This is a genomic window from Actinomadura sp. 9N407, assembly GCF_044326315.1.
Lineage (GTDB): Bacteria > Actinomycetota > Actinomycetes > Streptosporangiales > Streptosporangiaceae > Spirillospora.
This window is the reverse complement of the sequence record NZ_JBIRAW010000003.1, coordinates 399,089-422,338: the sequence shown is the minus strand read 5'-3', so window position 1 is coordinate 422,338 and position 23,250 is coordinate 399,089. Positions and strand designations below refer to the sequence as shown.

The window sequence follows — 23,250 nt, the reverse complement described above, 5'->3', positions numbered from 1 at the left end:
TACTAGAACATGATTCGGAAATCTATGGCTTCTGTCCGTTATCGGCCGCCTTTGTTGCGGCCCTTCGGAAGCGGAAAGCGCACGTCCGGCAGGAGGGCCTGGAACGAGCCGTGCCGCCACGCGGAGGCGGTGACCCCGGACCCGTAGGCGACGTCCTCCGCGAGCCTGACCGCCGTGTAGCGGAACGGGTCGAGGGCGGGACGCTCGGTGATCCATTCCAGCGCGATGGGGGCGAGCATGGCGGCGGCCGCGGCGCGGGCGAGGCGGTTCCGGCCGCTCGCCGCCAGGCAGGCCAGGCCCAGCGGCCACCATTCGCGGCGCAGGGCGTGGCCGATGGCGGCGGCGTCGGCCACGGTGCCCTTGCCGACGATCGCGCCGCTGAGCGTCCAGCGTCCGGGCGTACCGTTCAGCGCACGGGCGAGCAGGCCGCCCGCGACGGTCGTGCAGGCGAGCGCGGGGAGCGGGCGGCCGTAGGCCAGAAAGGCCAGACCGGCGAGGTTCCAGGCCGAGGGGCGGGCGGGAGCGAGCCGTCCCGGGTGGCGCCGTGCCAGCGCGGTCGCCGAGGTGCCGTACTCGTGCCGCCGCCGGGCCCAGGCTCGGGGATCCAGGCGCGGGGTGTGGGTGACCTGGGCCTCCGGCCGGTAGCGGACGTGCCCGCCCCGGTCGGCCAGCCGCCAGACGAAGTCGACGTCCTCGCCCAGCCGCATGTCCTCGTCGAACGTGAGGTCCCGCATCGCCGAGGTACGGACGACGAGGGTCGCGGTGGGGACGAAGCCGAGCTTCGCGCCGGGACGGACCAGTGCCGGGCGGGTTCCCATGTCGAGCGCGGATCGCGCCGCCTCGTACCGGGCCAGCAACCGGGACTCGCCAGGGCGCGGCACGATTCGCGGTGCCACGGCCTCGACGCGGGGATCGTCGAAATGCGGGATGAGGGCGTCCAGCCAGCCGTCCACGGGGCGGCAGTCGGAATCCACGAACGCCACGAACGGTGTTTCCACGAGCCGCAGCCCGGTGTTGCGCGCGGCGGCGGGTCCCCGGTTGCGGGGATGCCGGATCAGCCGCGCGCCGTGTGCGGCGGCCGTACGGCGAAGCGGTTCGGGGTCCGGGGAGCCGTCGTCCACGACGATGGCCGGCAGGCCCTTGATCGCTGCCAGGGTGCCGTCGAGTTCGTCGGCACGTCCGAACGCCGGGATCACGACCGTCACGTCATGGGAGCCGGGGCGCGCGGCCGGAACCGGGTTCGCCAGGCCGTGGTCGAGGAGCCGGCGGGCCAGGGCCCGCCCGATGGAGGAGGAGTCGGCCAGGCCGCGCGGGCCCGCGCGGCGCAGCGCCGCCAGGTAGGGCTGGGCGGCCGCGCCGAAGCGTACGAGCTTCCAGGGCGAGCCGCCGGTGGCGACGCGCCCGCCCGACCAGAGGGACGTCCCCCGGTCCAGCGCGATGGGGAAGTCGGGAGGAAGTGCGAAGGAACGCCGGTCATCCGCGCCATCTGAGGCCCGTGACGGCGTACCGCCAGAGCCGCTCATGCCCGCGCTCCTGGTGACGGGACGCCGGGAGCGAGAAGGCGGCCACGGGCGTCCACCCGCCCGCCGCCGATCCGGAGGGCGGCGGACGCCGCCATGGCCTTCAGGATCTCGCGGCCCTTGGCGGCGGAGGCTCCGGACGGATCGCCGAGGACACCGGACGGCGAGACGGCGCGGACGCCATGGGCGATCAGGTCGGGCATCAGTTCGGTGAGCGGCCGGGTGTCGCCGGTGACCGCGTCGAACGGCCGTACGAGGTGCGGGGCCAGATGCAGCATGACCGAGGTCTCGGTGAAGCCCGCGTGCGCGTCGCCGCCGGGCGCCGCGCAGCCGGTCCAGGCGGTGTCGTGCCCCTCGGTGCGCAGCCGGTGCACGGCGGCGTCGAGCGTGGGGACGTTGCCGCCGTGCCCGTTGACGAAGACGATCCGCCCGGCCCACAGCGCCAGCGAGCGTACGGTCTCCACGATCACCACCTGCAGCGCCTCGTGGCCGATCGAGATCGTGCCGGGGAAGCCCGCGTGCTCGCCGCTGGCCCCGTACGCGATCGCCGGTGCCACCAGCGGCGCCCCGTTCAGCAGCGGCACCTCGGTCAGCAGGGCGGCGGCGCGTTCGGTGACGGCCTGGGCGATCACGGTGTCGGTGGAGAGGGGAAGGTGCGGCCCGTGCTGCTCGGTCGAGCCGACCGGTACCAGCACCAGCGGAGCCGCCTGGACGTCCGGCCAGACCGCTCCCGCCAGGTCGCCGCCCCCCTCCACGTGCACGTCAGCTCGCCGGTACGTCGGGCACCGCGCCGCCGCCCAGGGTCAGCCGGAAGCCGGGCGGGATGACGAGGTCTTCCGGAGACAGGTCGTGGACGCTGGTGTGGCCGAGGCCCAGGACGGCGGAGTCGAGGCCGCCGCGCATGATGTCCAGGACGTTCTCCACACCGGCCTGCCCGTTGGCCGCCAGGCCCCACAGGTACGCGCGGCCGATGAGGACGGCGCGCGCGCCGAGAGCGAGGGCCTTGGCCACGTCCCCGCCGCGCCGTACGCCGCCGTCCAGGAGGACCTCGATCTGGTCGCCGACGGCCTCGGCGATGGACGGGAGCACGCGGATGGTCGCGGGCGTGGTGTCGAGGTTGTTGCCGCCGTGGTTGGAGACCGACAGTGCGGTGACTCCCGCATCGACGGCCTTCCTGGCGTCGTCGACCCGCGTGACGCCCTTGAGCATGAACGGGCCGTCCCACTCCTTGCGCAGCCACTCCACGTCGTCCCAGCTCGGAGGCGGCGTCTGCATCCACTCGCCATAGGCACCGAAGAACGTGGGCGCCGTCCCGCCCGGGGACGTGAGGTTGGGGGCGGTCAGGTCGGGGATGCGGCGGGTCTTGGCGAAGCGCCACAGCCAGCCGGGGTTCGGCAGGACGCCGGGCGCCAGCTTCACCGCGGTCTTGAGGTCGATCCGCTCGGGGATCATCGGGCTGCCCCAGTCGCGGCCGTTGGAGAACGACCAGTCGAGCGTGGCGATGAGCGCCTTGGCACCCGCCTTGCGGGCGCGGTCCATGCGCTGGACCATCGCGTCGCGGTCGCCGCTCCAGTACATCTGGAAGAACGTGTTGGGGTTGGCCTCCGCGACCTCCTCCACCGGCTTGCTCGCGAACGAGCTCAGCCCCATGATGACGCCGCGGTTGGCGGCGGCGCGCGCCACGGCCACCTCGCCCTCGGGGTCCACGGCCTGCACGCCGGTGGGGGAGATGAGCACCGGCAGCGACGTCTCCACGCCCATCACCGTGGTCGACAGGTCCCGCTGGGCGTGGTGACCGGCGACGCGGGGGGCGAAGCCGAGCTCGCCGAACGCGCCGGTGTTGCTCTCGATCGTCCGGCCGCGCTCGGAGCCGGCGACCAGCGCCCCGTACACCATGCCCGGCAGCCGCCGCTTGGCTCTGCGCTGCGCCTCTGCGACGGTCTCGAACCAGGGATTTCTCGGCATCAGGATGTCTCCTTGGAAAAGCCCGCCAGCGGGTCCTCGGCGCACGCGCTCACCGGAGGCCGGTCCAGGTCCCGGCGGCGCGAGAGCTGCAGCAGGACCGGTGCCTTGCGTGCCGGGACGGTACGGCGGGAATGGTCGGCCGCCGGCGTGGGAATGCCCGCCCGGTCCTCGGGCCGCTGGGCCAGCAGCGTCTCGCCGTACCCCTGGACGCACTCGGGGTCGGGGCCGTCCAGCGGCAGGCCGGTGAAGAACTTGGCGGCCATGCAGCCGCCCTTGCAGGTGTCGTAGAACGAGCAGGACGTGCACGCCCCGCCGTTCTGCGGCTCGCGCAGGCTGCGGAACAGCTCCGACTCGCGCCACACGCCGGCGAACCCGCCCGGCTCCCGGATGTTGCCCGCCAGGAACTCGTCATGGATCGCGAACGGGCAGGCGTACACGTCACCGACCGGATCGATCAGGCACACCACCCGCCCGGCGCCGCACAGGTTCAGGCCCGGCAGCGCCTGCCCGTAGGCCGACAGGTGAAAGAACGAGTCCCCGGTCAGCACGGAGTCGCCGTGCGCGACCAGCCAGTCGTACAGCTCGCGCTGCTGGCCGTTCGTGGGGTGCAGCTCGTCCCACACGTCGGCGCCCCGGCCCGACGGGCGCAGCCGCGTCAGCCGCAGCTGGGCGCCGTAGGTGTCGGCGAGCGCCTTGAAGTCGTCCAGCTGCGGGATGTTGTGCCGGGTGCACACCACCGACAGCTTGAAGTTCTTCATTCCGGCGTCGGAGAGGTTCTTCATGGCGCGTACCGCGGTGTCGTACGAGCCGGGCCCGCGCAGCGCGTCGTTGACCTCGGCGGTCGCGCCGTCCAGCGAGATCTGCACGTCGACGTAGTCGTTGGCGGCCAGCCGCCGCGCGGCCTCCGGGGTGATCCGGACGCCGTTGGTGGAGAACTTCACGCCCACGCTGTGCGCGGTGGCGTAGTCGAGCAGCTCCCAGAAGTCCGGGCGCACGGTGGGCTCGCCGCCGCCGATGTTGACGTAGAAGACCTGCATGGCCTCCAGCTCGTCGATGACGGCCTTGGCCTCGGCGGTGCTCAGCTCGCGCGGGTCGCGCCGTCCCGAGCTGGACAGGCAGTGCGCGCAGGCCAGGTTGCAGGCGTAGGTGAGCTCCCAGGTCAGGCAGATCGGCGCGTCGAGCCCGGACTCGAACAGATCGACCAGCCGCGTCCCGGCCGCCGGCGGTGCGGTGATGCTCATGGGGTCCTTTCGACGAGCATGGACGACCTGACGAGGGCGGCGAGCGCCGCGCCGTACCGGTCCAGGTCAGGGGCGGGGACCCCGGCCGTCGTGCACGCGGCACGGGCGGTGGGCGCGTCCTTGAGGCCCTGGACGACCGCCAGCAGCCGGCGGTCCTTGAGGAACGACAGCTTGCGGGTCCCGAAGTGGTAGAGCAGCGCGCCGAAGGGTTCCGGCCGTACCGAGACCTGCGGGTGCAGGTCCCAGGCACGGTCCAATTCGAGTCCGGACACGGCGGTCTAGTAGACGCCGCACATGCCGTCGATCGAGACTTCCTCGATCAGTGACTCGGCGTCGGCGAGCTCCGCGGCCCGGTCGTCGGTCTGGTCCTGCGCCTGGTCCTGGGGGGTACCGGTGTCCATGGATCCTCCTTGGCCGGGGCCGGTGTGGCCCGAATCACCATTTGCCGCGATACTAAGTGCATCGAGTGTCAAAAAGGAAGGCGCGGGAGGGTGATTTGTCGGCGTCCGGGGTGAGTGCGTACCGCGTGCGGCGTCCCGACGTCCTCGTGGTGGGGGCCGGTGGCAGCGGGGCCGTCCTGGCGGCCCGGCTCAGCGAGGATCCCGGCCGCGAGGTCCTCGTCCTGGAGGCCGGGGCGGTGCCGCGTACCCGCGCGGAGTTCCCCGAGGACCTGCTCGACGCGCGCCTCGTCCCGGGTGCGCAGACGGGACACTCCGCCGTACGGACGTTCCCCACCCGCCTCATGCCCGGCATGCCGTACATGGCCGCCCGAGGGCGCGTCCTCGGCGGCTCCACCACCGTGAACGGCGGCTACTTCGTCCGGGCCCGGCGCGAGGACTTCGACCGCTGGGCGGCCGGGGCGGGCGACGATCTCTGGTCGTACGAGCGGGTGCTGCCCTTCCTGCGCGCCATGGAGACCGACCTCGACCACGGGGCCACCCCACTGCACGGCGCCCGCGGCCCGCTCCCGGTTCGCCGCACCGATCTCCGGCATCCGGCCGCCGCCGCGTTCCAAGCGGCCGCCCGCGAACTCGGTCACCAGGAGGAGCCGGACAAGAACGCCCAGGACCCGCCAGGGTTCGGCCCGGTGCCCTCGAACGTGGCGGAAGGGCGGCGGGCCAACACCGGGCTCGCCTACCTGCTCGGCGCGCTCGACCGTCCCAACCTCACCCTGCTCGGCGGCTGCCAGGTGCGGTCGGTGACCGTCAGGCGCGGTCGCGCGACGGGAGTCGTGGTCGAGCGCGACGGGCACCGAACGGTTCTCGAAGCGGGCGAGATCGTCCTGTGCGCCGGCGCCCTCTCCACACCGCACCTGCTCCACCTGTCGGGCATCGGACCGGCGACCGCCCTCGACGGGCTGGGCATTCCCGTCGTACTCGACCTTCCCGCCGTCGGGGCCGCGCTCAGCGACCACCCCCAGGTCGTCCTGGAGTGGACGCTCCGGCGGCCGATGGACGAGCCGTCCGGTTCCTGGCTCGGCGGGGCACTGCACCTGCCCTCGCCAGGCGGCGAGGCGGGTGACCTGGAGATCCTCCAGTCCCTCGTGCCGATGGCCGGGCTGATCACCGGCACGACGGCGGCCCCCGGCGCGCCCCTGGCCTTCCTGGCGTCGGTACAGACTCCCGTCCGGGCCGGTGGGCTGCGGACCGTGTCGGCCGACCCCGACGTGCCGCCGGAGATCGACTACGGATACCTGCGGACCGAGGCGGACAGGCACAGGATGCGTGCGGCGGTCCGGGCCACCGCGGCCGTGGTGGCGGCGGCGGCCTTCGGTGAGGTGTCCGCCGGCCTGGTCGGGCCGGATGCCAGGACGCTGGACGACGACCACCTGCTCGACCAGTGGATCCGCGCCGGTCTCGGCACGTCCCAGCACACCTGCGGCACCGTGCCGATGGGCCCGGCCGCCGACCCCTCCGCCGCCGTCGACCCCCACGGCAGGGTGCACGGCCTCAGCGGGCTCCGCGTCGCCGACACGTCCCTCCTTCCCACCGCGCCGATGCGCGGCCCCGCCGCCACGGCCGTCCTCATCGGCGAACTCCTCGCCCACGCCATCCGGCGGGAAACCGGCTGAGCAAGCCGGAGGTCACGGCGGGGAGGCGGCTCCCGCAGGGTCCAGCGCCGCCGTCAGCCCGGCCGCCACCTGGCGGAACGCCTCGTCCAGCAACTCGCCCAGCGGCGTCCCGTCCGCGCAGGACAGCCAGTGCTCATAGGCGCTGACCGCGGCGGCCAGGACGACGTTGCCGGCCAGCCGGGGGACCATCGCCGAGACCGGCAGGCCCAGGCGCGCGGCCACGAACTCGGTGACGATCGCACGCCAGGACGCGTAGCGCAGGGTCGCGTCCGCCTGCAGGGTCGGGACCTCCAGGATGAGCCGCATGCGCTGCCGGTGCCAGGGCACCTCCTCCGGATCGAACCGGTTGAACTCCACGACCGCCCGGCGGATGGCCTCCACCGGAGGTACGGCCGGATCGGTCTCGTTCAGCAGCCTGCGCAGCATCTGCAGGTGGTCCTCGAAGTCGCCCCAGACCAGATCGTTCTTGGAGGCGAAGTAGCGGAAGAACGTCCGCCGGCCGATCCCCGCCGCCGCGGCGATGTCGTCGACGGTGGTCGCGTCGAACCCCTGCCGGGCGAACAGCGCGAAGGCCAGCCGTTCCAGGGCGGCCCGCGACGTCACGCGCGGCCTCCCCATGGCCGGGGCGCCGCCCCGCCGTCCGCTGTCGGTGGTCACGGGCACCAGCCTGCCATGCGCCCGCGACGCGGAAGCGATGAGTTTCCACGCCGGTGGCGGTCGGTATCAATGGTGAGTCCATGCCGAGCAGCCATCGATGGGAGCAGCCATGACCGGAGTACGGGTCCTGGTCGGTACACGCAAGGGCGCGTTCATTCTGACCTCGGACGGCGGGCGCGAGCACTGGGAGGTCAGCGGGCCGCACTTCGGCGGCTGGGAGATCTACCACCTCGCGGGTTCGCCCGCCGATCCGTCCCGGCTGTACGCGTCGCAGTCGACGGGCTGGTTCGGGCAGCTGATCCAGCGCTCCGACGACGGCGGCGCGACGTGGCGGCCGATGGGCAACGAGTTCGCGTACGAGGGCGTGCCCGGTACTCACCAGTGGTACGACGGGACGCAGCGGCCGTGGGAGTTCAAGCGGGTCTGGCACCTGGAACCGTCGCGGTCGGATCCGGACACCGTCCACGCCGGCGTCGAGGATGCCGCCCTGTTCCGCTCGGTCGACGGCGGGGCGTCCTGGCAGGAACTGCCCGGCCTGCGCGAGCACGGCTCGGGACCGTCCTGGCAGCCGGGCGCCGGCGGGATGTGCCTGCACACGATCGTGCGGGACCCCGTCGACGCGGGCCGGATGTACGCGGCGATCTCCGCGGCGGGCGTGTTCCGTACCGACGACGCGGGCAAGACCTGGCAGGCGATCAACCGCGGCCTGCGGTCGGAGGGCATCCCCGACGCCGACGCCGAGGTCGGCCACTGCGTGCACCGCATCGCGATGCACCCGGCGCGGCCCGAGGTGCTGTTCATGCAGAAGCACTGGGACGTGATGCGCAGCGACGACGCCGGCGCGACCTGGTACGAGATCAGCGGCGACCTGCCGAGCGACTTCGGGTTCCCGATCACGGTCCACACGCACGAGCCGGACACCGTCTACGTCGTCCCGATCAAGAGCGACTCCGAGCACTACCCGCCGGAGGGGCGGCTGCGCGTGTACCGCAGCCGCGGTGGCGGAAACGAGTGGGAGCCGCTGACCAAGGGCCTGCCCCAGCGCGACTGCTACGTCAACGTGCTCCGGGACGCCATGGCCGTCGACTCGCTCGACTCGTGCGGCGTCTACTTCGGCACGACGGGCGGCCAGGTGTACGTGTCGGCCGACGCCGGGGACAACTGGGTGCCCATCGTCCGTGACCTGCCGGCCGTCCTGTCGGTCGAAGTCCAGACCCTGCCATGATCCGCGTCGTACTGCCCGCGCACCTGCGCGTGCTGGCCCGCGTCCATGGCGAGGTGGAACTGGACGTCCCCGAGCCGGTCACGCTGTGCTCGGTCCTGGACGCGCTGGAGACCCGCCATCCGGTGCTGCGCGGGACGATCCGCGACCACGCCACCGGACGGCGCCGCGCGTTCGTGCGCTACTACGCCTGCGAGGAGGACCTCTCCCACGAGCCCCCCGGCACCGCGCTCCCCGAGCCGGTCGCCGCGGGCAAGGAACCGTTCATCGTGGTGGGAGCCATGGCCGGCGGCTGAGGCCCCGGCGGTCTTCGTTCAGTCGAGCGGGGAGATCCTGATGGCCGTACGGCCCCCTTCGGAGTCGCCGACCTCGATGTGGACGGAGCCGGACTGGACGGTTCCGCCGCCGGTGACGGAGGCGGTGAAGCCGGACGGGGAGGTGGCCGTGAAGGTCTCGCCGGCACTGAGGATCCTCAGCGGCTCGCGCTCGCCGTCGAAGCGCAGCCGGTCGCCCTTCTTGACGACGACTTCGCACTCGGCGTCCCGGCAGGCGTCCAGATCCCGCTTGTCCGCGGCGGTGCCGACGGCCGGCGGGGCCTGGCTGGGCGACGGGGAGGGAACGGGGGCCGCACTGGTGGCGGGCGTTCTCGCGGGCGTCGTCGTCGCGGGCTCGGGTGCGGCCGATTCGGCACCCCTGCACGCCATGAGCAGGAAGACGGGAAGGAGCGCGGCAACGTGGAAAGGGATGCGGGCCATGGTTTCCGTTCTCTGCATCAGCGGCACTCGTACTTGCTCACGGCGTCGAAGGCGCCGCGGTTGGATTTCCCGTACAGGGGATCGACCACGGCGCGTGCGCTGCCGCCCGGCTTGAGCTTGCGCGCCGAGGTGGCGACCGCGTCGAGGACGGTCTGGAAGTCCTCGGCGATGTCCGGCGGCGCGTCGGCCCGCATCCGCTTGCCCCAGGAAGCGATGAGGGCGGCCTTCCTGCGCATTTCGGTGAAGTCCAAGGGCCGGCCCTGGATCGCCCTGCCCGCGTCGCCTCGGTAGGAGAGCACCCCGACCTGGAATGTCGAGAGGTCGAGGCAGAACGCCGACGTGCTGGAAGGGGACGGCGTGGGCGCGGCGGCGGACCGCGTTGTCGAGGGCGACGCCGAAGCGGTGGTGGAGCCTGACCCTGAACAACCGGCCGCGGTGAGCGAGGCGGCCAGCGCGCCTGCTGCGACGAAGGCGTACCTGCGGGGAGCGGTCACAGCAGGACTGTACGCGCTTACCGTCTGTATTGCCGTGATTTTCTCCCAAAGCCTCCTTGCTCCCGCCCCAGGCCGGAGATCGCGGACCCGCGAGCGGTGATTCGGTGACTCCTCGCCGGTCCACCCATCGACACACCGCTATCGACAGCGCATCCGAGGGAAGGGTGGAGCCATGACCGATCGCGATCCCGTCGAGGCCGTCGACCTCGACATCTACGACTCCGGGCCGCTGCCGTGGAGCAGGGCCCACGACCGGCTGGTGGCGGAGCTGGTCCAGGTCGAGACGCCGTTGTTCCTGGGGACGGTCCGGCCGGACGGGCGCCCGCACTCGGCCGGCGTCGGCGCCTACTGGTACGACGGCGACCTCTACTTCACCAGCGGTCCCGGCACCCGCAAGGCCCGCAACCTGGCGGCGAACCCGGCGTGCACGATCTCCCTCCGCCTGACCGGCGTCGACCTCGTCCTGGAGGGCGAGGCCGCCCGGACCGTCGAACCGGACGTACTGGCCCGTGTCGCGGCCGGCTACCGGGACGGCGGGTGGCCCGTGGAGGTGGACGGCGACGCGCTCACCGCCCCGTTCAGCGCGCCGAGCGCGGGACCCCCGCCCTGGCACCTCTACCGGTTCACCTTCCATACCGCCATCGGGGTGGGCACCGCGGAACCGCACGGCGCCACGCGCTGGAGCTTCGCCCGCTGAGCCGGGCCGGGGGTCGCTTCGCGTTCAGTCGATGACCGCGGTGGCCTCGACCTCGACCATGAGATCGGGCTCGCCCAGCGCGGCGACGCCGAGCAGCGTGATCGGCTTGACCGGGTCGACGCCCAGCTTCGCGGCCGCGCGGGCGACCCCCTCGCCCAGCAGGGGCATCTTGTCGGGGGTCCAGTCGACGACGTAGACGGTCAGCTTCGCCACGTCGTCGAAGGAGCCGCCGATCCCGGCCAGGGCGGTGCCGATGTTGAGGTAGCTCTGCTCGACCTGGGCGGCGAAGTCGCCCTCGCCGACCTTGTTCCCGTCGGCGTCGCGGGCGACCTGGCCGGCGAGGAACACCAGCTTCGACCCGGTGGCGATCGACAGTTGCCGGTACACCTCGGGCTTGGGCAGTCCGTCGGGGTTCACCAGGGTGATGGCCATGCCGCCGCCTCCTCGTCGTCGTCGGAGCCTGGTGGCTCGCGTTCTATGAAACCATAGCAATGCTATGTATTGTGGCGCCATGGCGAGGACGAAGGATCCCGCGGTGCGTACCCTCCTGATCGAGCGCGCCGGGCAGATGCTCCGCACCCGCGCGCCCATCACCCTCCGCTCGCTGGTCGCCGGGACGGGCGTGTCGACGATGGCCGTCTACACCTACTTCGGCGGCATGGACGGCGTGTGGAAGGCCCTGCGGCAGGAAGGCTTCACCCGTTTGGCGGCCGGACTCGCGACGGTGGCACCGTCCGCGGACCCGGTCCGGGACCTGGCCGCGCTGGGCGCCGCCTACCTGCGCAACGCCCTGGACAATCCCGACCTGTACCGGGTCATGTTCGACGCGACCTTCGACCTCGAGGATTCAGAGGCCGCGGACGAGACCCTGCGCTACCTGGTCCGCGCCGCCGAACGAGCCAGGGACGCCGGCCGCTTCCACTCCGGCGCCGACCCGCTGGAACTGGCGACCCAGAGCTGGACCATCGGCCACGGACTGGCCTCGCTGGTCGCCACCGGTCCCTTGCCGAAGCAGGCACTGGACCACGGCGTCCCCCTGCTGACGGCGCTGTTCGTCAGCAAGGGGGACGATCCCGACCGGTGCGGCAGGTCGGTCGAGCACGGCTGGAAGCTCCTGTCCGGCGGATAGCGCGGCCGCCGGGCGCACCTTCCGGATCAGTGCTCGCGCAGGAGCGCGCCCGCGCCGTACACGTGGTCGCGGATGCCGTTGTCGCGCAGGGCCATCCACCAGGTGGCGGCGTTGATCGCGATGACCGGCAGGCCCATCCAGCGCTCGGCCTCGTCGGCCAGCCGCACCATCGACAGGTTCGTACCGCACTGGATGAGCGCGTCCACATCGCCCCGGGCCAGCTCGCGCAGCGCCTCCCGCAGCTCCTCCTCGGGTACGTGCGCGATCGACACCGCGGTCGGGCAGCGGAGGCCGATGATCCGGTCGACGTCGAAGCCCAGCTCGGTGAAGAACCGCCGGACGTTCTCGTCGCCGACCGGCTGGTACGGGGTGACGATCCCGACGCGGCGCGCGCCGTACAGGCGCAGCGCGCGCTCGCACGCCTCCGCGCCGGTCGCGACCCGCAGCCCGGTGATGTCGTGGATCTGCTTGACGAACTCCTTGTTGCCGGCCACGCCGCCCCAGAACGTCTCGGCGGACATGCCCATCACCATGTAGTCCGGCTCGCAGGTCAGCACCCGCTCGCAGGCCGCGCCGATCTCGTCGCGGATCTGCTCCAGCAGCCGCTGCATGCCCGCGTCGCCGGCCATGTTCTGGTCGCGGATGTGGATCCGCGAGAAGTGGGACGTCACGCCCGCGACGCCCATCCGGGAGAAGTCCGGCTCCACGATCGTGTTGGTGGACGGCGCGATCACCCCGAACTTGCGCCGCCAGCCGAGAGCGTCCGTCATGTGACCTTCTCCCCGGTCTCCTTGGTCTTCTCGGGTTCGCTGGCGCGGCCCGTCCTGGCGAGCCGCCAGGCGGCGAACGCAAACGCTCCCTGCGCGATGGTGTTGCAGGACTGCTCCACCCACTGCAGGGCGATGGACTGCTCCGCCTTGGCCGCCATCGGGCCGAGCAGGTACTGGCCCGTCAGCCAGAGCCCGAACAGGACCGCCGCGAGCGTGTCGCCCTCCTTGCGGGCGGCCCGTACGAGCAGTACGGCCACGAAGGTCACGGCGATGATCGTCCACACCATGGCGGGCCAGGTGTCGCGCACGGCGGCCGTGGCCGCGAGCGCCGCCAGCAGCGGTACGGCGAGAACGGCGGCGTGCGGAGGGCGGCGCAGGTCCCGGGACAGCGCGTACGCGAGCACCGAGAAACCGAGGGCCAGCAGCGGGAACAGCGCGTGGTACAGCCAGGGCAGGTCGGGGCCGTCGAGCGCGACGATCAGTTTCCAGCCGGCCTTCGCGAACCCGCCCGCCAGCAGCAGGCCGGCCGCGACGGGCACCAGGGGGTGCCGGCGCCGGAGCAGCAGTACGCCGGTGGCGGTCAGCGCCACCGGAACGAAGTCCTCGACGGCCAGCGCGATCGGGTAGTCCGTCATGAGGCCTCCGTGTTCCCGACCGGCTCGCGGTCCCCGAACAGGTCGCGCTTGCGGAACCTGGCCAGCGCGAACCGTCCCATGATCTTGGGCGTGGTGAGCCAGGCGACGGTGCCGCCGTTGCGGGTACCGGCCAGGACCCTGGCCGCCAGCCAGGGCGTCACGGTCTCCACCCGGTCGGCGAGGATGTTGAAGACCTTCCTGGCCTTCGCCAGCTCCTCGGGGGAGTAGTCCTGGATCAGCAGGTCGGTGACGACCATGCCGGGGGACAGGTGCGCCACCTTCACCGGTCCGCCCTTGACCTCCTTGGCCAGGCCGGTGGTGAGGTAGTCGGTGCCGCGCTTGGTGGCCCCGTACGCGATGAGCCCCGGTACGGTCCGCCCGTCGCTGCCGAGCCCGGCCATGTTCCACACGGTGCCGCCGCCCTGGGCCGCCATGCCCCGTACCGCGACGGCGCTGCCGTGCAGGACGCCGAGGAGGTTGGCCGACACGACCGTCTCCAACTGGTCCGGCGGCAGTTCGGTGAGCGGGCGCCGGGCGGTGGAGACCCCGGCGTTGTTGATCCAGTGGTCGATCCGGCCGAACGCCCCGGCCGCCTCGTCCCAGAGCGCCTGCACCTGGTCGCGGTCGGCCACGTCGCAGACGGCCCCGACCACGCCGTCGCCCAGCTCGGCCAGCGCCTTGCCGACCGACTCCTGCGACCGGCCGCAGATCGCCACCCGGGCACCTCTGGCCAGGAACTCCCTGGCCAGCCCGAGCCCGATGCCCCGGGTGCCGCCGGTGATGACGACGGCGGGCCCGCTGCCCGTCGCGCCGGCGCCGGTCATGCCGCCTGCCAGGTCAGTACGCCGTGCAGGACGCCGGTCAGGACGTTGCCCTTGAACAGCTCGTACACGACCGCGAGCGTTTCGCCCGCGGACATCCCCGGCGTCGCGTCGATCATGAATTCGCGGCCCTTGGACTTCCACGCGTCGCCGAAGTGCAGGACGGGGTAGTCGGCGCGCCCGAACGCCTGGGAGTTGCCCCAGGCGTCCGGCCCCTCGTAGAAGGAGCGGAACCCGTCCCGCCGGGCGTCCACCGTGTGGCTCCGGTCGATCGCGCCGGACCAGGTGACGTGCCGGCGGGTGCGCAGCAGGTCGATGGGCTCCAGCTCGATCGACACGGCGACCTCGCCGGCCGGTTTCTGGTCGGCGCCCCACAGCTCGCACGTTCCGCTGTACGCGCCGCGACGCTTGGTCGGGAGGATGTACGGGACCGGCCCGTTCCGGGTCTCGCCGTCCAGGAACCGCTCGATCTCGGCCTTGGTCCCGGCGTTGGTGTCGTAGTCGGTGCTGCGCTTGTAGACGCCGTTGAAGCAGCCCACCAGGGCCCACCCCTGGTAGAGGGTGGACGAGTACACCTGGGTCTCGCCGTCGGGCAGCACGTGGTTCCAGGTGTTGAGGTCCACCTGCCAGCCCGGCCCGTAGTAGTTCGCGTCCACGAACCCGCCGTACGGCTGCCCCGAACCGTGGAAGTCGGGCCCGGTGTAGAGCCGGTCGCTGTCGGAGTCGACCACGCCGAACGCGAACGGCGCCCCCAGCCGGAACCGCCCGGCCATCGGGCCGCCGCCCTCCAGGCCGCCGTCCATGTAGTACGTGGTGGTGCCGTCATCGAACACCGAGGAGCGGCGGATGTCCTCGTACCCCTGCCAAGTGCCGGTGGCGTCGAACAGCGACGGGCGGCCGTGCCACTCGCCGGCGATCCGGGTCTGCCACTCGCTCGGCTCAGCCATGGGAGGTCTCCGTCTCGTTGGTGAGCAGTTCGGCGCGGAGTTCCTCGGCCTGCTCGTCGCCGAGCAGGCGGGCGACGTTCGCCCAGACGGGGTCGACCTCCGGGCTGAAAAGGGCGGCGCGGTTGCGGGCGTCGCGCGCGGCGAGGTCGGTGTCGGACAGCGTCCCGAGGACGTCGTCGGGCACGCCCTTCACCAGCACTTCGCGCCAGTGCTCGAAGTAGCGGTCGAGGTACGCGCCGATCTGGTCGAACTGCTCCTCGGTCGCCCGGTTCACGAGCATCCAGGGCGACATCATCGCGTACTGGCGGGGCCCGATCGCGGCCGTGGACGGCCCGAACCGCTCCCGCACCTCCTCGAAGGCCGGGGTCAGCGGCTGGAACACCGCGTTGACGTACTCCAGGTGCGCGCCGAGGTCGGCGCGCGGCACGAGGTCGATGTGGTACGCCAGGTACCCGCCGGTCATGACCGAGTCGAGGGTGAAGTGCGGGACGGCCGAGTCCGCGCCGGTGAAGGCGAAGACCATGTGGCTGTCCATGCCGATCGCCTCGACGGTGAGGCCGATGCGGACGACCTTGGCGATCCGGTCGCCGCGCAGGACCTCCAGCGTGCCGACCGGGGACCTTCCGGGGGACATGGCGCCGATCAGGTCCTTCGTGCGGACGGCGGTCAGCTCCTCGATGCCGGCCAGCGCCGCGAGTGTCCGATCGCACAGGGCCTTGGGCCGCGACACGCTCACGCGCTCTCTCCTTCGGTGATCCGTTCGTGGGGTGCGGGGGCGGGGCCGGGATCGGGGTCCGGGACGGGTTCGGACGCGGGCCCGAGATCAGGGGCGGCGCCGCGGGCGCGGTGCTGCCAGGCCCGTGCCAGTTCGGGGTGCTCCCGGCGGGCCGGGGAGGGGATGACGGCGGCGTTCCCGGCCCGCCCGCCGGCGACCGCCGCGTCGTCGTCGCCGACCCACCAGCCGTCGGCCATGAGCTTCTGGCGGCGCCGCCGGTAGGCGACCTGGAGGGCGTCGCTGCGCAGGTGCAGCTCGTCGGGCAGGTCGTAGGGCAGCAGTTCGGGGCGCTGGCTCTCCACCACGGGCTTGTCCTGCAGCAGGATGCTGCGGATCCGCTTGCGGGCGTCGCGGTCGGCCCACTTGCCGGTGAAGAAGTTGCGGTACCCGACGATCTTGACGAGGGTGCGGTCCCGGCTCAGCGGGATGTTGTGGTCGTAGAGGATCATGTCGCCGAACGGCAGCCGGACGTGCAGCTTGACGATGTTCGGCAGGTACCAGCCGTTGGTGACCACGACCTCCGCGGGCCGCTCCTTGTAGAGCCGCTTCCACAGGCCCCGGGCGGGCGGCGGGCTGAGCCGGATGTCGGCCACCGCCGACCAGTCGTCCTCGGTGATGTCGTAGTCGGGGATCTGTGGCTTGTCCGGGTTCCCGAACCGGGTGCCGTGCACGAACGGCGTGTGCGCGGCGTCCACCACGTTCTCGAACGTCCGCTCGTAGTTGGCCTCGATGACCATCTCGACGTACACGGTGGCGAACGCGGGGTCCTCGTGCTCGGGGAACTCCGGGATCGGCGGCCGCTCGTCCTCCGGCAGGTCGCCGAGGAACGCCCAGATCATCCCCGCCTGCTCGCGGACCGGATAGGAGTCGACGCGGGCCTTCTTCGGGATGCCGCGCCCCTCCGGATTGGCCGGGATCTTCGCGCAGGCGCCGTCCGGCTCGTACTGCCAGCCGTGGTACGGGCAGGCGATCCGGTCGCCGTGCAGCGAGCCCGCCGACAGTGCGGCGCCCCGGTGCACGCACAGGTCGGAGAGGCAGACCACGGTCCCGTCGCGCTTGCGGTAGAGGACGAAGTCCTGGCCGAGGCACGTCACCCTTTTCGGGGCACGGGTGACCGCGTGCGCGAACTCGACCGCGTACCAGAAGTTCTTGAGCATGGGGGCTCCTATCGGCGCCGCAGGTCGATGAGCGCCGGGTCGGCGCTCGGGGTCACGTCCTCGCCGCGCACGTGGGCGCGCAGGAACGTCACGACCAGGTCCGTGAAGGCACGGCGGCCCGCGGCGGGGTCGGTCTCGGGGTCCAGATCGAGGAAGGCGCGGGCGGCGGTCGGGTCGACCGGGTCGGCGACGGCGAAGTGGTTGGCGCCCTTCACCACGGCGAGCAGGTCGCCCGGTCCGTCCAGCGCCTCGGTGAACGTACGGCTGACCGGGTCGGACGGGCTCGGCTCGCCGTACCGGTCCGAGCTGCCCGCGATCACGCCGTCCCGGGTACCGACGCCCAGCAGTACCGGGCAGTCGACCTGGGCGGGCAGGACGGTACCGGCGGGCCAGCCCAGCATGGTGGCGACCATGGTGTGGGTGCCGTAGGCGAAGCAGGCCCGCACGCCCGGGACGAACCGGGCCGACTGGAGTACCACGGTGCCGCCGGCCGAGTGCCCGCCGAGCGCGACCCGGTCCAGGTCGAGCATGCCCTTGAGCAGGTCGATCCCGTCCAGCGCGTCCAGTACGGCGGGGATGGCCGGGCAGGTGGGGCGGGTCCCGTACGCATCGGGCCGGGCCGCGTCCAGGTCCACGCCGGGTGTGAGGCCGTACTGCCCGCCGAACAGCTCGGCCACCCGGTCGAACGTCACCACGACGAAACCGGCGGCGGCGATGTCGGCGGCCAGTGGCCGGTAGGCGGCCTGCTCGACGTTCACGCCGGAGCAGAACAGCACCACCGGGTACGGGGCACCCGCCGGATCGGGCGGGAACACCCCGGTCAGCCGCTCGGCGTCGGTGCCCTCGGCGCGGGCCGGATAGTAGACCTTCAGGTGGGCGATACCGAACGGCGGCGAGTCACCGGTGGCGGCCGACCACCACAGGGAGCGGACGCTCATGGGCGCGGCAGCTCTCGGTCGCCGCCCCACAGGGCGCGGACGAGGCGGTCGGTGGTCTCCTGGCCGAAGTAGCGGACGCCCATCACGTTCGCGGGGTCGCGCTCGGCGATGTTGCGCCGGGTGGCGAGGTCGGCGGCGGCCAGTCCGGCCCGTTCCTCCTCGGGGACGGGCGCGGCCTCGTCGACCCAGCCGAGCCAGCGGTCCACGTGCTCGTTCAGCAGCCGCTCGACCAGGTCGATGTTCTTGTCCGAACGGGGGAAGGAGTGGCAGTGCGCGGTGGGCGACAGGCTCGCCCGGATGAAGCCGGCCCGGCTGGTGAACCACTCCAGCTCCGGGTTCTCCTCCCGTACGGTCAGCCACCCCTCGTTGAGGGGCTCGTAGTAGGCGTCGTAGTACGCGCCGTCGGCGAGCAGGTTGGCGCGCGGGACGGAGTCGACGTAGAACCAGCCCTCCGGCCACACCAGGAGCGCGATGCCGAGGTGCGGGACCCGGATGTGCGGGCCGAGCCACACGGTCAGGTGCAGGTTGGCGAACCCCGCCGTCGGATTGCCGAGCCAGGAGTGCACCATCCAGTCGACCTCGGGCCCGCTGTAGGCCGCCAGCCGCCCGCCGGGGCTCTCGGGCGGGTTCCCGTACGACTCCAGGGCCTCGGTGGACGGGTCGCGGGACAGCTCGAACCGCGCGTCGATCCTCGCCTTCAGCCCGGTCAGGATGGACGCGAAGCGCTGGAAGGTCTCGGTCACGTCGATGACGGGTGACTCGTCCAGCATCTGCTCGACGTGCTGCAGGGTTTCCTTCAAAGGGGGCTCCGCTCAGTGCGTGACGGCCGGTGTTCCGTCGGCCGGTGCTTCGTCGTCGGGTGCTTCGTCGTCAGGCGCGTCGTGGGCCAGCGCGGCGAGCGCGTGCGCGGGACGCCCGCCGACCAGGTCGGTGTTCTTGGAGACGAGCCGGTTGACGGCCTGGGCAGGGTGGACGGCCGCCACCGTGACGGGACGGGATGCGCGGGTGACCAGGGGGTGGCTGATGCGGCCCTCGAACGGCCCGTCCCAGGACGTCCAGAGGGTGAAGTCGGCGGGCAGGTCCAGGATGAGGCCGTCGTCCGGACCGGAGGCGATGACGTTCAGCCGGTTCTCGGCGGCGCGCTCGGGCAGGCCGAGCGCGGTCTCCCACTCCTCTCGCGGCGTGAACGGCACCGCCACGACGTCGGCCTCGGCGATCGCGGCGAGCCGGAACGTCTCGGGGTAGAGCGCGTCGTCGCCGACGACCAGCGCGAGGCGTCCCCATTCGAGCGTGAAGATCTCCAGGTGCTCGCCGTACTCGGTGGCCCAGGAGGCGTGCCGGGCGCTGGCGTGCAGCTGGGGCTGGGCGCCCGCGAGGCCGTCCGCGTTCACCAGGTACGCGGTGTGCGCGGCACCCGTCCGAACGCTCGTCACCACGTGCGCGGAGGTGCCTTCGACCGCGCGGGCCAGGGTCTCGACGACGGCCGCCGGGTCGGCATCCGCGCCGAACGCCAGCTCCGGCAGGACGATCAGCTCGGCGCCCGCCCTCGCGGCCTCGCCGACCAGTTCGGGGGAGCGAACGGCGGCGACCGCCAGCTTCCCCGCACCGGGCGCGGCGGTACGGGGAAGCGGCGGCCGCACGATCGGGGCGTACAGCCCCGGCCTGCGGGCGGCGAACAGGTCGGTGCCGTCCGGGCGGGCCTTGCCGTCGGCGAGCGCGGGATCGATGTCGGCGACGACGACCGCCTCGCCGGTGCGCGGACCCTTGGCCACCACCGTCCCGTCGGGCGCCACGATCTGGCTCTCGCCCGCGCCGTCCAGCAGGCCGGGCGGGACGCCGAGCCGCTCGGCGATCGCGGGCAGCAGGGCGGTGGGCAGCAGCGGGCCGACCTTGTTGGCCGCCACCACCCACACCCTGTTCTCGGCGGCCCGGACCGGGACGTGCAGGCTCGCCTCGTCGGTGGCGAAGGAGTTGAGGCTGTTGAGCAGTACCTGCGCACCGCGTACCGCCAGGTCCCGGGGGACGTCGCTGGTGACGCCCTCCATGCAGGAGTACAGGCCGAGGCGGCCGTGCGGGGTGGCGATGACGGGACCCGCCGTGGTGCCGGGATCGAGGTGGTCGCCCTCGGCGCCCATCAGGGTGAGCTTGTCGGACCGGCCGAGCAGCGCGCCGTCCGGGCCGTACAGGAGCCCGGCGACGGTGACCCGGCCGCCGCGGGCCAGCGTCACGTTGATCTTGAGATGGACGCGGTGCTCGGCGGCCTTGGCGGCGATCGCGGTCAGGAACGGGCCGTCCAGGGTGCAGGCGGCGCGGCGGGCGGCGCCGCGGTCCTCGTACCAGGACAGCCGGTTGCAGAATTCCGGGAACACGATCAGCCGTGCCCCCTCCGCCGCCGCCCGGTCGGCCATCCGCAGGCAGGTGGCGAGGTTGCCGGCGACGTCCAGGCCGGCGGCGAACTGGACGGCGGCGACCCGGACCGGACCCATGCGGCCTCCCGGCTCTCGAAGAGTGGTTCCACTAGCGAAACGCTGTTTCCAAACTCTACAATCGCGGTCCACCCGCCCGCCAGATCCCCGGGGCGGAAACTTCACGCCGACCAGCCCGGAGGCCGCGGATGCTCACCCATGTCGTCCTGATGAAGTTCACCGACCCCGCCGACGCGCCCAAGGCCAAGGAACTGCTGGAAGGCCTCGCCGGAACGGTCGCCGAGATCCGCTCCATCACCGTCGGGCTGGACGTCCTGCGCACCGAGGTGTCCTTCGACCTGTGCATGACCACCACCCACGACTCGGCGGACGCGCTGCGCGGCTACCAGGGGCATCCCGCTCACCTGGAGGTCGCCGGCTGGCTCCGCCCGCGCCTGTCCGCACGTTCCGTGGTCGACTACGAACGTTGACTCGTGGCGTGTTCGCCCATGGCGCCGCCCGTGGAGGCGAACACGCCACGAGTCAACGGGGGGTGGCGGGCGGGAGGGCGTGGGCGGCGTCGGCGTCGTAGTGCCGCCGCCCGCCGAAGGTGACCAGGGTGCCCGCCAGCAGCGGCAGCAGCAGGACGGTGAACGCGCCGCGCAGCGAGCCGGTCAGGTCGGAGGCCGCGCCCACCATGAGCGGTCCCGCCGCGCCGCCCAGCGTGATCAGGAACTGGAGCACCGCGAACCCCATCCCCCGGCGGCCGGCGCTGACGACGTCGGCGGTGGCCGCCGTGAGGTTGGGGATCGCGATGGAGAAGCCGGTGTTGGCCAGGAAGTAGAACGCGATCTGCCCGGGCAGCGCCGGGATCAGCACCGCCCCCGCCAGGCCCGCGGTGCCGACCGCCAGGCCGATCGCGCCGATGTGGACCCGCCAGCCGGGGGACAGTCCGTGCCGCCGATCCCCGTACCGGCTGCCCAGCAGGGTGCCGAGGACCATCCCGGCCAGTCCCACGCCTCCGGCGATGGCCGCCGCCGGGCCTTCGGCCAGGTCGTAGGCGCGCTGGTAGTAGCTGGGCATCCAGTAGAAGAGACCGCCGAGCCCGAAGAACAGCATCGTCAGACCCAGGACCACCGAACGCAGCGTGGGGATCGCCAGCAGTGTGCGCAGCTGCGCGGCCATCGGCTCCTTGGGCGCCGCTACCGCAGGTCCCGCGGTTTCCGCCGTTGCCGGTGCCGGTGCCGTTGCCGGTGCGGGTGCTGGTGCGGCGTCCGGGGAAGCGTCGGGCGTGGCACCCGCGGCGTCGGCGCGCATGGCTTCGATGCGGTCGCCCAGGCCGCGTACAGGCTCCCGGATGGTCAGGCAGAGCAGCGCGATGACGGCGCCTGGTATGGCCACCAGGAAGAACATCATGCGCCAGCCGAACGCCTGGGCCAGGGCGCCGCCCGCCATGATGCCCAGCGGCAGGCCGGAGTAGTAGGCGAAGCGCTCCAGCCCGTACGCGCGGGCCCGGCCTGGGCCCGGGTAGTAGTCGGCGATGAGGCTGGAGCCCGAGGGGTTGTAGAGCAGTCCGGCGCCGCCGAGGAAGACCCGGACCGTGAACAGCATCGCGTACGACTGGACCAGACCGCTGCCCAGCGTCAGGACCGACCAGATCGCCACGACGGCGGCGATGGTCCAGGTCCGCCGGGTGCGGTCCGCGAGCCGCCCGGCCGGGATGAGGAGGATCACCCCGGCCAGGGCGGCGGCGGTGGCGATGGCGCCGCCGGCGGTGTCGGAGAAGCCGAACTCCTCCTGGATGCGGGGGAGTGCCCCCGCCATCAGGTTGGCCTCGACCCGGTCGATCAGCGCCACCAGGGCGATGCAGGCCGCCGGCCACCAGCCGAACGGGGCGGCGCGCCCCGGATCGACGGGGACCGGCGGCCGCCCGGCGTACGCCGTGATCCTGGGGAGCGGGGCCGGTGAGGGTTCGGTCGTGGCGCTCATCGTGCCCCGTTCTCTCAGTGGAACAGCTGCGAGTGGTGCGGAATCCCCCGGTCGGGGGGCGCGGTCAGGAGGCGCCGGCGAGCGTCTCGATCTGGCCGCCGTTCAGCAGGCCCTGGTAGTAGGAGCCGCCGGGCAGGTACGCGGGCGTCTGGGTGCCGTCGAAGGCGTCCTTGGCCCAGGCGCCCGCGAACGTCTGCAGGATCGCGATGTTGGCGGCCTTGGGCGTACCGCAGGCGACGGTGCCCACGGTGTCGGTGCTGGCGCCCTCGGCGTCGGTGTGCGCGCCGCCGGTGAGGCGGACGCCGACGAACGGCCCGCTCACCTTGGCCTGGACGGCGTCGGTCCCGCTGCCGCTGTTGTTGCAGGTGCCGTCGGGCGCGGAGATCGTACGGACCGTGCGCCCGGTCCCGCGCATCGCGTCCAGGCCGGTGTTGAGATTGCTGCCGATGAACGACTTCACCGGGTCCAGCAGGACCAGGCCGCGCACGCGCGACCACGCGGCCGGGTGGTCGGCGCGGATCCGGCCCGCGACGTAGGTGACGGCCTCGCCGCCGGCCGAGTGCCCGGAGAAGACGAGCTTGTCGGGCAGGGTGAGCTCCGGCCGGCCCGCGTCCGCCTTAGCCCTGGCGAAGCTGCGCCCGAGCTTGTCGGATGGGTCGGCCATCTTCCCGAACAGGTCGGCGACATTGCCGAGGAATTCGGTGTTGTTGCCGATGTTCTGCAGCGTGCAGCCCAGCCAGTGGGCCGAGGGCAGCGTGGGCGCGAAGACCAGGTAGCCGGCCGAGGCGTACTTCCCGGCGAGGTCCGCGACGTGGTCGTTGGCGCGGACGAAGCCGTGCTGGAGCCAGACGAGCCCCTTCGGCTGGCCCGCCGGGAGGTACCAGTCGGCGCTCTGGTTCAGCATCGTGAACGCGCAGCGGATCTCGACGGTGGTCTGGACGCGGGTGACCGCGGCCTGGGCGGGGGCGATGGGGCCGAGTGCGGTGACCGCGAGTGCGGCGGCGCTGGCCGTGGCGAGGGTGCGGATGGCATGGACGGCGCGCATGCTGCCTCCGAAGGCAA

Annotated in this window: 27 protein-coding genes; 6 read left to right on the top strand and 21 right to left on the bottom strand. The window is 72.6% G+C overall.

Going from position 1 to position 23,250, the window contains the following annotated elements; all coding sequences use genetic code 11:
• Nucleotides 1-38: 38 nt before the first annotated feature.
• From mftF to mftA, 6 genes are read right to left on the bottom strand one after another with little or no spacing between them, the layout of a single operon-like run.
• A complete protein-coding gene (gene mftF, locus ACH34Q_RS07455) occupies nucleotides 39-1,523 on the bottom strand; it encodes a mycofactocin biosynthesis glycosyltransferase MftF (RefSeq protein ID WP_395982021.1) in 1,485 nt (494 codons plus the stop codon).
• Nucleotides 1,520-2,281: a mycofactocin biosynthesis peptidyl-dipeptidase MftE gene (gene mftE, locus ACH34Q_RS07450; RefSeq protein WP_395982020.1), complete on the bottom strand. Its 762-nt coding sequence runs from the start codon at nucleotides 2,279-2,281 to the stop codon at nucleotides 1,520-1,522. Before mftE ends, mftF begins: the two co-directional genes overlap by 4 nt.
• A 1-nt stretch (nucleotide 2,282) precedes the next feature.
• Nucleotides 2,283-3,485 (bottom strand): pre-mycofactocin synthase MftD, encoded by a 1,203-nt coding sequence (gene mftD / locus ACH34Q_RS07445; protein ID WP_395982019.1) that lies wholly within the window; start codon nucleotides 3,483-3,485, stop codon nucleotides 2,283-2,285.
• The gene (gene mftC / locus ACH34Q_RS07440) at nucleotides 3,485-4,726 is read right to left on the bottom strand and encodes a mycofactocin radical SAM maturase (protein WP_395982018.1); all 1,242 of its coding nucleotides are present in this window, start codon (nucleotides 4,724-4,726) and stop codon (nucleotides 3,485-3,487) included. Before mftC ends, mftD begins: the two co-directional genes overlap by 1 nt.
• Nucleotides 4,723-4,998: a mycofactocin biosynthesis chaperone MftB gene (gene mftB / locus ACH34Q_RS07435; RefSeq protein WP_395982017.1), complete on the bottom strand. Its 276-nt coding sequence runs from the start codon at nucleotides 4,996-4,998 to the stop codon at nucleotides 4,723-4,725. The genes mftC and mftB overlap by 4 nt, the downstream gene beginning before the upstream one ends.
• 6 nt (nucleotides 4,999-5,004) lie before the next feature.
• Entirely contained in the window at nucleotides 5,005-5,127 is a 123-nt protein-coding gene (gene mftA, locus ACH34Q_RS07430) for a mycofactocin precursor MftA (RefSeq protein ID WP_395982016.1), read from the bottom strand.
• A gap of 110 nt (nucleotides 5,128-5,237) precedes the next feature.
• Here mftA and mftG point away from each other — a divergent pair, with 110 nt between their 5' ends.
• A complete protein-coding gene (mftG, locus tag ACH34Q_RS07425; RefSeq protein ID WP_395982015.1) occupies nucleotides 5,238-6,797 on the top strand; it encodes a mycofactocin system GMC family oxidoreductase MftG in 1,560 nt (519 codons plus the stop codon).
• A gap of 12 nt (nucleotides 6,798-6,809) precedes the next feature.
• On the opposite strand, the gene mftR is transcribed toward mftG, so the two are convergent.
• Nucleotides 6,810-7,454, bottom strand: coding sequence for a mycofactocin system transcriptional regulator (mftR, locus tag ACH34Q_RS07420; protein WP_395982014.1), 645 nt, complete (start codon nucleotides 7,452-7,454; stop codon nucleotides 6,810-6,812).
• A 109-nt stretch (nucleotides 7,455-7,563) separates the two neighbouring features.
• Between mftR and ACH34Q_RS07415 the strand changes: the two genes are divergently transcribed.
• Complete coding sequence (locus ACH34Q_RS07415; protein WP_395982013.1) at nucleotides 7,564-8,679, top strand: WD40/YVTN/BNR-like repeat-containing protein; 1,116 nt, start codon at nucleotides 7,564-7,566, stop codon at nucleotides 8,677-8,679.
• Nucleotides 8,676-8,972 (top strand): MoaD/ThiS family protein, encoded by a 297-nt coding sequence (locus ACH34Q_RS07410; protein WP_395982012.1) that lies wholly within the window; start codon nucleotides 8,676-8,678, stop codon nucleotides 8,970-8,972. Before ACH34Q_RS07415 ends, ACH34Q_RS07410 begins: the two co-directional genes overlap by 4 nt.
• Before the next feature lie 18 nt (nucleotides 8,973-8,990).
• On the opposite strand, the gene ACH34Q_RS07405 is transcribed toward ACH34Q_RS07410, so the two are convergent.
• Both ACH34Q_RS07405 and ACH34Q_RS07400 read right to left on the bottom strand, forming a co-directional pair.
• Complete coding sequence (locus ACH34Q_RS07405; RefSeq protein ID WP_395982011.1) at nucleotides 8,991-9,431, bottom strand: hypothetical protein; 441 nt, start codon at nucleotides 9,429-9,431, stop codon at nucleotides 8,991-8,993.
• Nucleotides 9,432-9,448: 17 nt separating this feature from the next.
• Complete coding sequence (locus ACH34Q_RS07400) at nucleotides 9,449-9,925, bottom strand: hypothetical protein (RefSeq protein WP_395982010.1); 477 nt, start codon at nucleotides 9,923-9,925, stop codon at nucleotides 9,449-9,451.
• Between the two features lie 172 nt (nucleotides 9,926-10,097).
• Between ACH34Q_RS07400 and ACH34Q_RS07395 the strand changes: the two genes are divergently transcribed.
• A complete protein-coding gene (locus tag ACH34Q_RS07395; protein WP_395982009.1) occupies nucleotides 10,098-10,622 on the top strand; it encodes a pyridoxamine 5'-phosphate oxidase family protein in 525 nt (174 codons plus the stop codon).
• A gap of 24 nt (nucleotides 10,623-10,646) precedes the next feature.
• On the opposite strand, the gene ACH34Q_RS07390 is transcribed toward ACH34Q_RS07395, so the two are convergent.
• Complete coding sequence (locus ACH34Q_RS07390) at nucleotides 10,647-11,054, bottom strand: RidA family protein (RefSeq protein WP_395982008.1); 408 nt, start codon at nucleotides 11,052-11,054, stop codon at nucleotides 10,647-10,649.
• Nucleotides 11,055-11,133: 79 nt separating this feature from the next.
• Here ACH34Q_RS07390 and ACH34Q_RS07385 point away from each other — a divergent pair, with 79 nt between their 5' ends.
• Nucleotides 11,134-11,751 carry a TetR/AcrR family transcriptional regulator gene (locus tag ACH34Q_RS07385; protein WP_395982007.1) on the top strand — a complete coding sequence of 206 codons (618 nt, stop codon included), beginning with the start codon at nucleotides 11,134-11,136 and terminating at the stop codon, nucleotides 11,749-11,751.
• A 26-nt stretch (nucleotides 11,752-11,777) separates the two neighbouring features.
• Here ACH34Q_RS07385 and ACH34Q_RS07380 read toward each other — a convergent pair whose 3' ends face one another.
• From ACH34Q_RS07380 to ACH34Q_RS07340, 9 genes are read right to left on the bottom strand one after another with little or no spacing between them, the layout of a single operon-like run.
• The gene (locus ACH34Q_RS07380; RefSeq protein WP_395982006.1) at nucleotides 11,778-12,521 is read right to left on the bottom strand and encodes an arylmalonate decarboxylase; all 744 of its coding nucleotides are present in this window, start codon (nucleotides 12,519-12,521) and stop codon (nucleotides 11,778-11,780) included.
• Nucleotides 12,518-13,156 carry a hypothetical protein gene (locus ACH34Q_RS07375; RefSeq protein WP_395982005.1) on the bottom strand — a complete coding sequence of 213 codons (639 nt, stop codon included), beginning with the start codon at nucleotides 13,154-13,156 and terminating at the stop codon, nucleotides 12,518-12,520. Before ACH34Q_RS07375 ends, ACH34Q_RS07380 begins: the two co-directional genes overlap by 4 nt.
• Nucleotides 13,153-13,980 (bottom strand): SDR family oxidoreductase, encoded by an 828-nt coding sequence (locus tag ACH34Q_RS07370; protein ID WP_395982004.1) that lies wholly within the window; start codon nucleotides 13,978-13,980, stop codon nucleotides 13,153-13,155. The genes ACH34Q_RS07375 and ACH34Q_RS07370 overlap by 4 nt, the downstream gene beginning before the upstream one ends.
• The gene (locus ACH34Q_RS07365; RefSeq protein ID WP_395982003.1) at nucleotides 13,977-14,924 is read right to left on the bottom strand and encodes a hypothetical protein; all 948 of its coding nucleotides are present in this window, start codon (nucleotides 14,922-14,924) and stop codon (nucleotides 13,977-13,979) included. Before ACH34Q_RS07365 ends, ACH34Q_RS07370 begins: the two co-directional genes overlap by 4 nt.
• Complete coding sequence (locus ACH34Q_RS07360; RefSeq protein ID WP_395982002.1) at nucleotides 14,917-15,660, bottom strand: hypothetical protein; 744 nt, start codon at nucleotides 15,658-15,660, stop codon at nucleotides 14,917-14,919. Before ACH34Q_RS07360 ends, ACH34Q_RS07365 begins: the two co-directional genes overlap by 8 nt.
• Nucleotides 15,657-16,856: a Rieske 2Fe-2S domain-containing protein gene (locus tag ACH34Q_RS07355; protein ID WP_395982001.1), complete on the bottom strand. Its 1,200-nt coding sequence runs from the start codon at nucleotides 16,854-16,856 to the stop codon at nucleotides 15,657-15,659. The genes ACH34Q_RS07360 and ACH34Q_RS07355 overlap by 4 nt, the downstream gene beginning before the upstream one ends.
• Before the next feature lie 8 nt (nucleotides 16,857-16,864).
• On the bottom strand, nucleotides 16,865-17,794 hold the full coding sequence (locus ACH34Q_RS07350) for an alpha/beta hydrolase family protein (RefSeq protein ID WP_395982000.1): 930 nt from the start codon (nucleotides 17,792-17,794) through the stop codon (nucleotides 16,865-16,867).
• A complete protein-coding gene (locus ACH34Q_RS07345) occupies nucleotides 17,791-18,594 on the bottom strand; it encodes an oxidoreductase (protein ID WP_395981999.1) in 804 nt (267 codons plus the stop codon). Before ACH34Q_RS07345 ends, ACH34Q_RS07350 begins: the two co-directional genes overlap by 4 nt.
• Before the next feature lie 12 nt (nucleotides 18,595-18,606).
• Nucleotides 18,607-20,280, bottom strand: coding sequence for a carbon-nitrogen hydrolase family protein (locus ACH34Q_RS07340; RefSeq protein ID WP_395981998.1), 1,674 nt, complete (start codon nucleotides 20,278-20,280; stop codon nucleotides 18,607-18,609).
• Nucleotides 20,281-20,408: 128 nt separating this feature from the next.
• Here ACH34Q_RS07340 and ACH34Q_RS07335 point away from each other — a divergent pair, with 128 nt between their 5' ends.
• Entirely contained in the window at nucleotides 20,409-20,690 is a 282-nt protein-coding gene (locus ACH34Q_RS07335) for a Dabb family protein (protein ID WP_395981997.1), read from the top strand.
• 52 nt (nucleotides 20,691-20,742) lie between these two features.
• Here the strand turns inward: ACH34Q_RS07335 and ACH34Q_RS07330 are convergent, their stop codons facing one another.
• A complete protein-coding gene (locus ACH34Q_RS07330) occupies nucleotides 20,743-22,188 on the bottom strand; it encodes an MFS transporter (protein ID WP_395981996.1) in 1,446 nt (481 codons plus the stop codon).
• Between the two features lie 64 nt (nucleotides 22,189-22,252).
• A complete protein-coding gene (locus ACH34Q_RS07325) occupies nucleotides 22,253-23,233 on the bottom strand; it encodes a hypothetical protein (RefSeq protein ID WP_395981995.1) in 981 nt (326 codons plus the stop codon).
• Nucleotides 23,234-23,250: the final 17 nt, after the last annotated feature.

Coding starts and splice junctions, on each gene's coding strand:
- mftF (WP_395982021.1), bottom strand. CDS start 1,523: ATGAGCGGCTCTGGCGGTACGCCGTCACGGGCCTCAGATGGCGCGGAT.
- mftD (WP_395982019.1), bottom strand. CDS start 3,485: ATGCCGAGAAATCCCTGGTTCGAGACCGTCGCAGAGGCGCAGCGCAGA.
- mftC (WP_395982018.1), bottom strand. CDS start 4,726: ATGAGCATCACCGCACCGCCGGCGGCCGGGACGCGGCTGGTCGATCTG.
- mftA (WP_395982016.1), bottom strand. CDS start 5,127: ATGGACACCGGTACCCCCCAGGACCAGGCGCAGGACCAGACCGACGAC.
- ACH34Q_RS07415 (WP_395982013.1), top strand. CDS start 7,564: ATGACCGGAGTACGGGTCCTGGTCGGTACACGCAAGGGCGCGTTCATT.
- ACH34Q_RS07410 (WP_395982012.1), top strand. CDS start 8,676: ATGATCCGCGTCGTACTGCCCGCGCACCTGCGCGTGCTGGCCCGCGTC.
- ACH34Q_RS07405 (WP_395982011.1), bottom strand. CDS start 9,431: ATGGCCCGCATCCCTTTCCACGTTGCCGCGCTCCTTCCCGTCTTCCTG.
- ACH34Q_RS07395 (WP_395982009.1), top strand. CDS start 10,098: ATGACCGATCGCGATCCCGTCGAGGCCGTCGACCTCGACATCTACGAC.
- ACH34Q_RS07390 (WP_395982008.1), bottom strand. CDS start 11,054: ATGGCCATCACCCTGGTGAACCCCGACGGACTGCCCAAGCCCGAGGTG.
- ACH34Q_RS07385 (WP_395982007.1), top strand. CDS start 11,134: ATGGCGAGGACGAAGGATCCCGCGGTGCGTACCCTCCTGATCGAGCGC.
- ACH34Q_RS07380 (WP_395982006.1), bottom strand. CDS start 12,521: ATGACGGACGCTCTCGGCTGGCGGCGCAAGTTCGGGGTGATCGCGCCG.
- ACH34Q_RS07375 (WP_395982005.1), bottom strand. CDS start 13,156: ATGACGGACTACCCGATCGCGCTGGCCGTCGAGGACTTCGTTCCGGTG.
- ACH34Q_RS07370 (WP_395982004.1), bottom strand. CDS start 13,980: ATGACCGGCGCCGGCGCGACGGGCAGCGGGCCCGCCGTCGTCATCACC.
- ACH34Q_RS07365 (WP_395982003.1), bottom strand. CDS start 14,924: ATGGCTGAGCCGAGCGAGTGGCAGACCCGGATCGCCGGCGAGTGGCAC.
- ACH34Q_RS07355 (WP_395982001.1), bottom strand. CDS start 16,856: ATGCTCAAGAACTTCTGGTACGCGGTCGAGTTCGCGCACGCGGTCACC.
- ACH34Q_RS07350 (WP_395982000.1), bottom strand. CDS start 17,794: ATGAGCGTCCGCTCCCTGTGGTGGTCGGCCGCCACCGGTGACTCGCCG.
- ACH34Q_RS07340 (WP_395981998.1), bottom strand. CDS start 20,280: ATGGGTCCGGTCCGGGTCGCCGCCGTCCAGTTCGCCGCCGGCCTGGAC.
- ACH34Q_RS07335 (WP_395981997.1), top strand. CDS start 20,409: ATGCTCACCCATGTCGTCCTGATGAAGTTCACCGACCCCGCCGACGCG.
- ACH34Q_RS07330 (WP_395981996.1), bottom strand. CDS start 22,188: ATGAGCGCCACGACCGAACCCTCACCGGCCCCGCTCCCCAGGATCACG.
- ACH34Q_RS07325 (WP_395981995.1), bottom strand. CDS start 23,233: ATGCGCGCCGTCCATGCCATCCGCACCCTCGCCACGGCCAGCGCCGCC.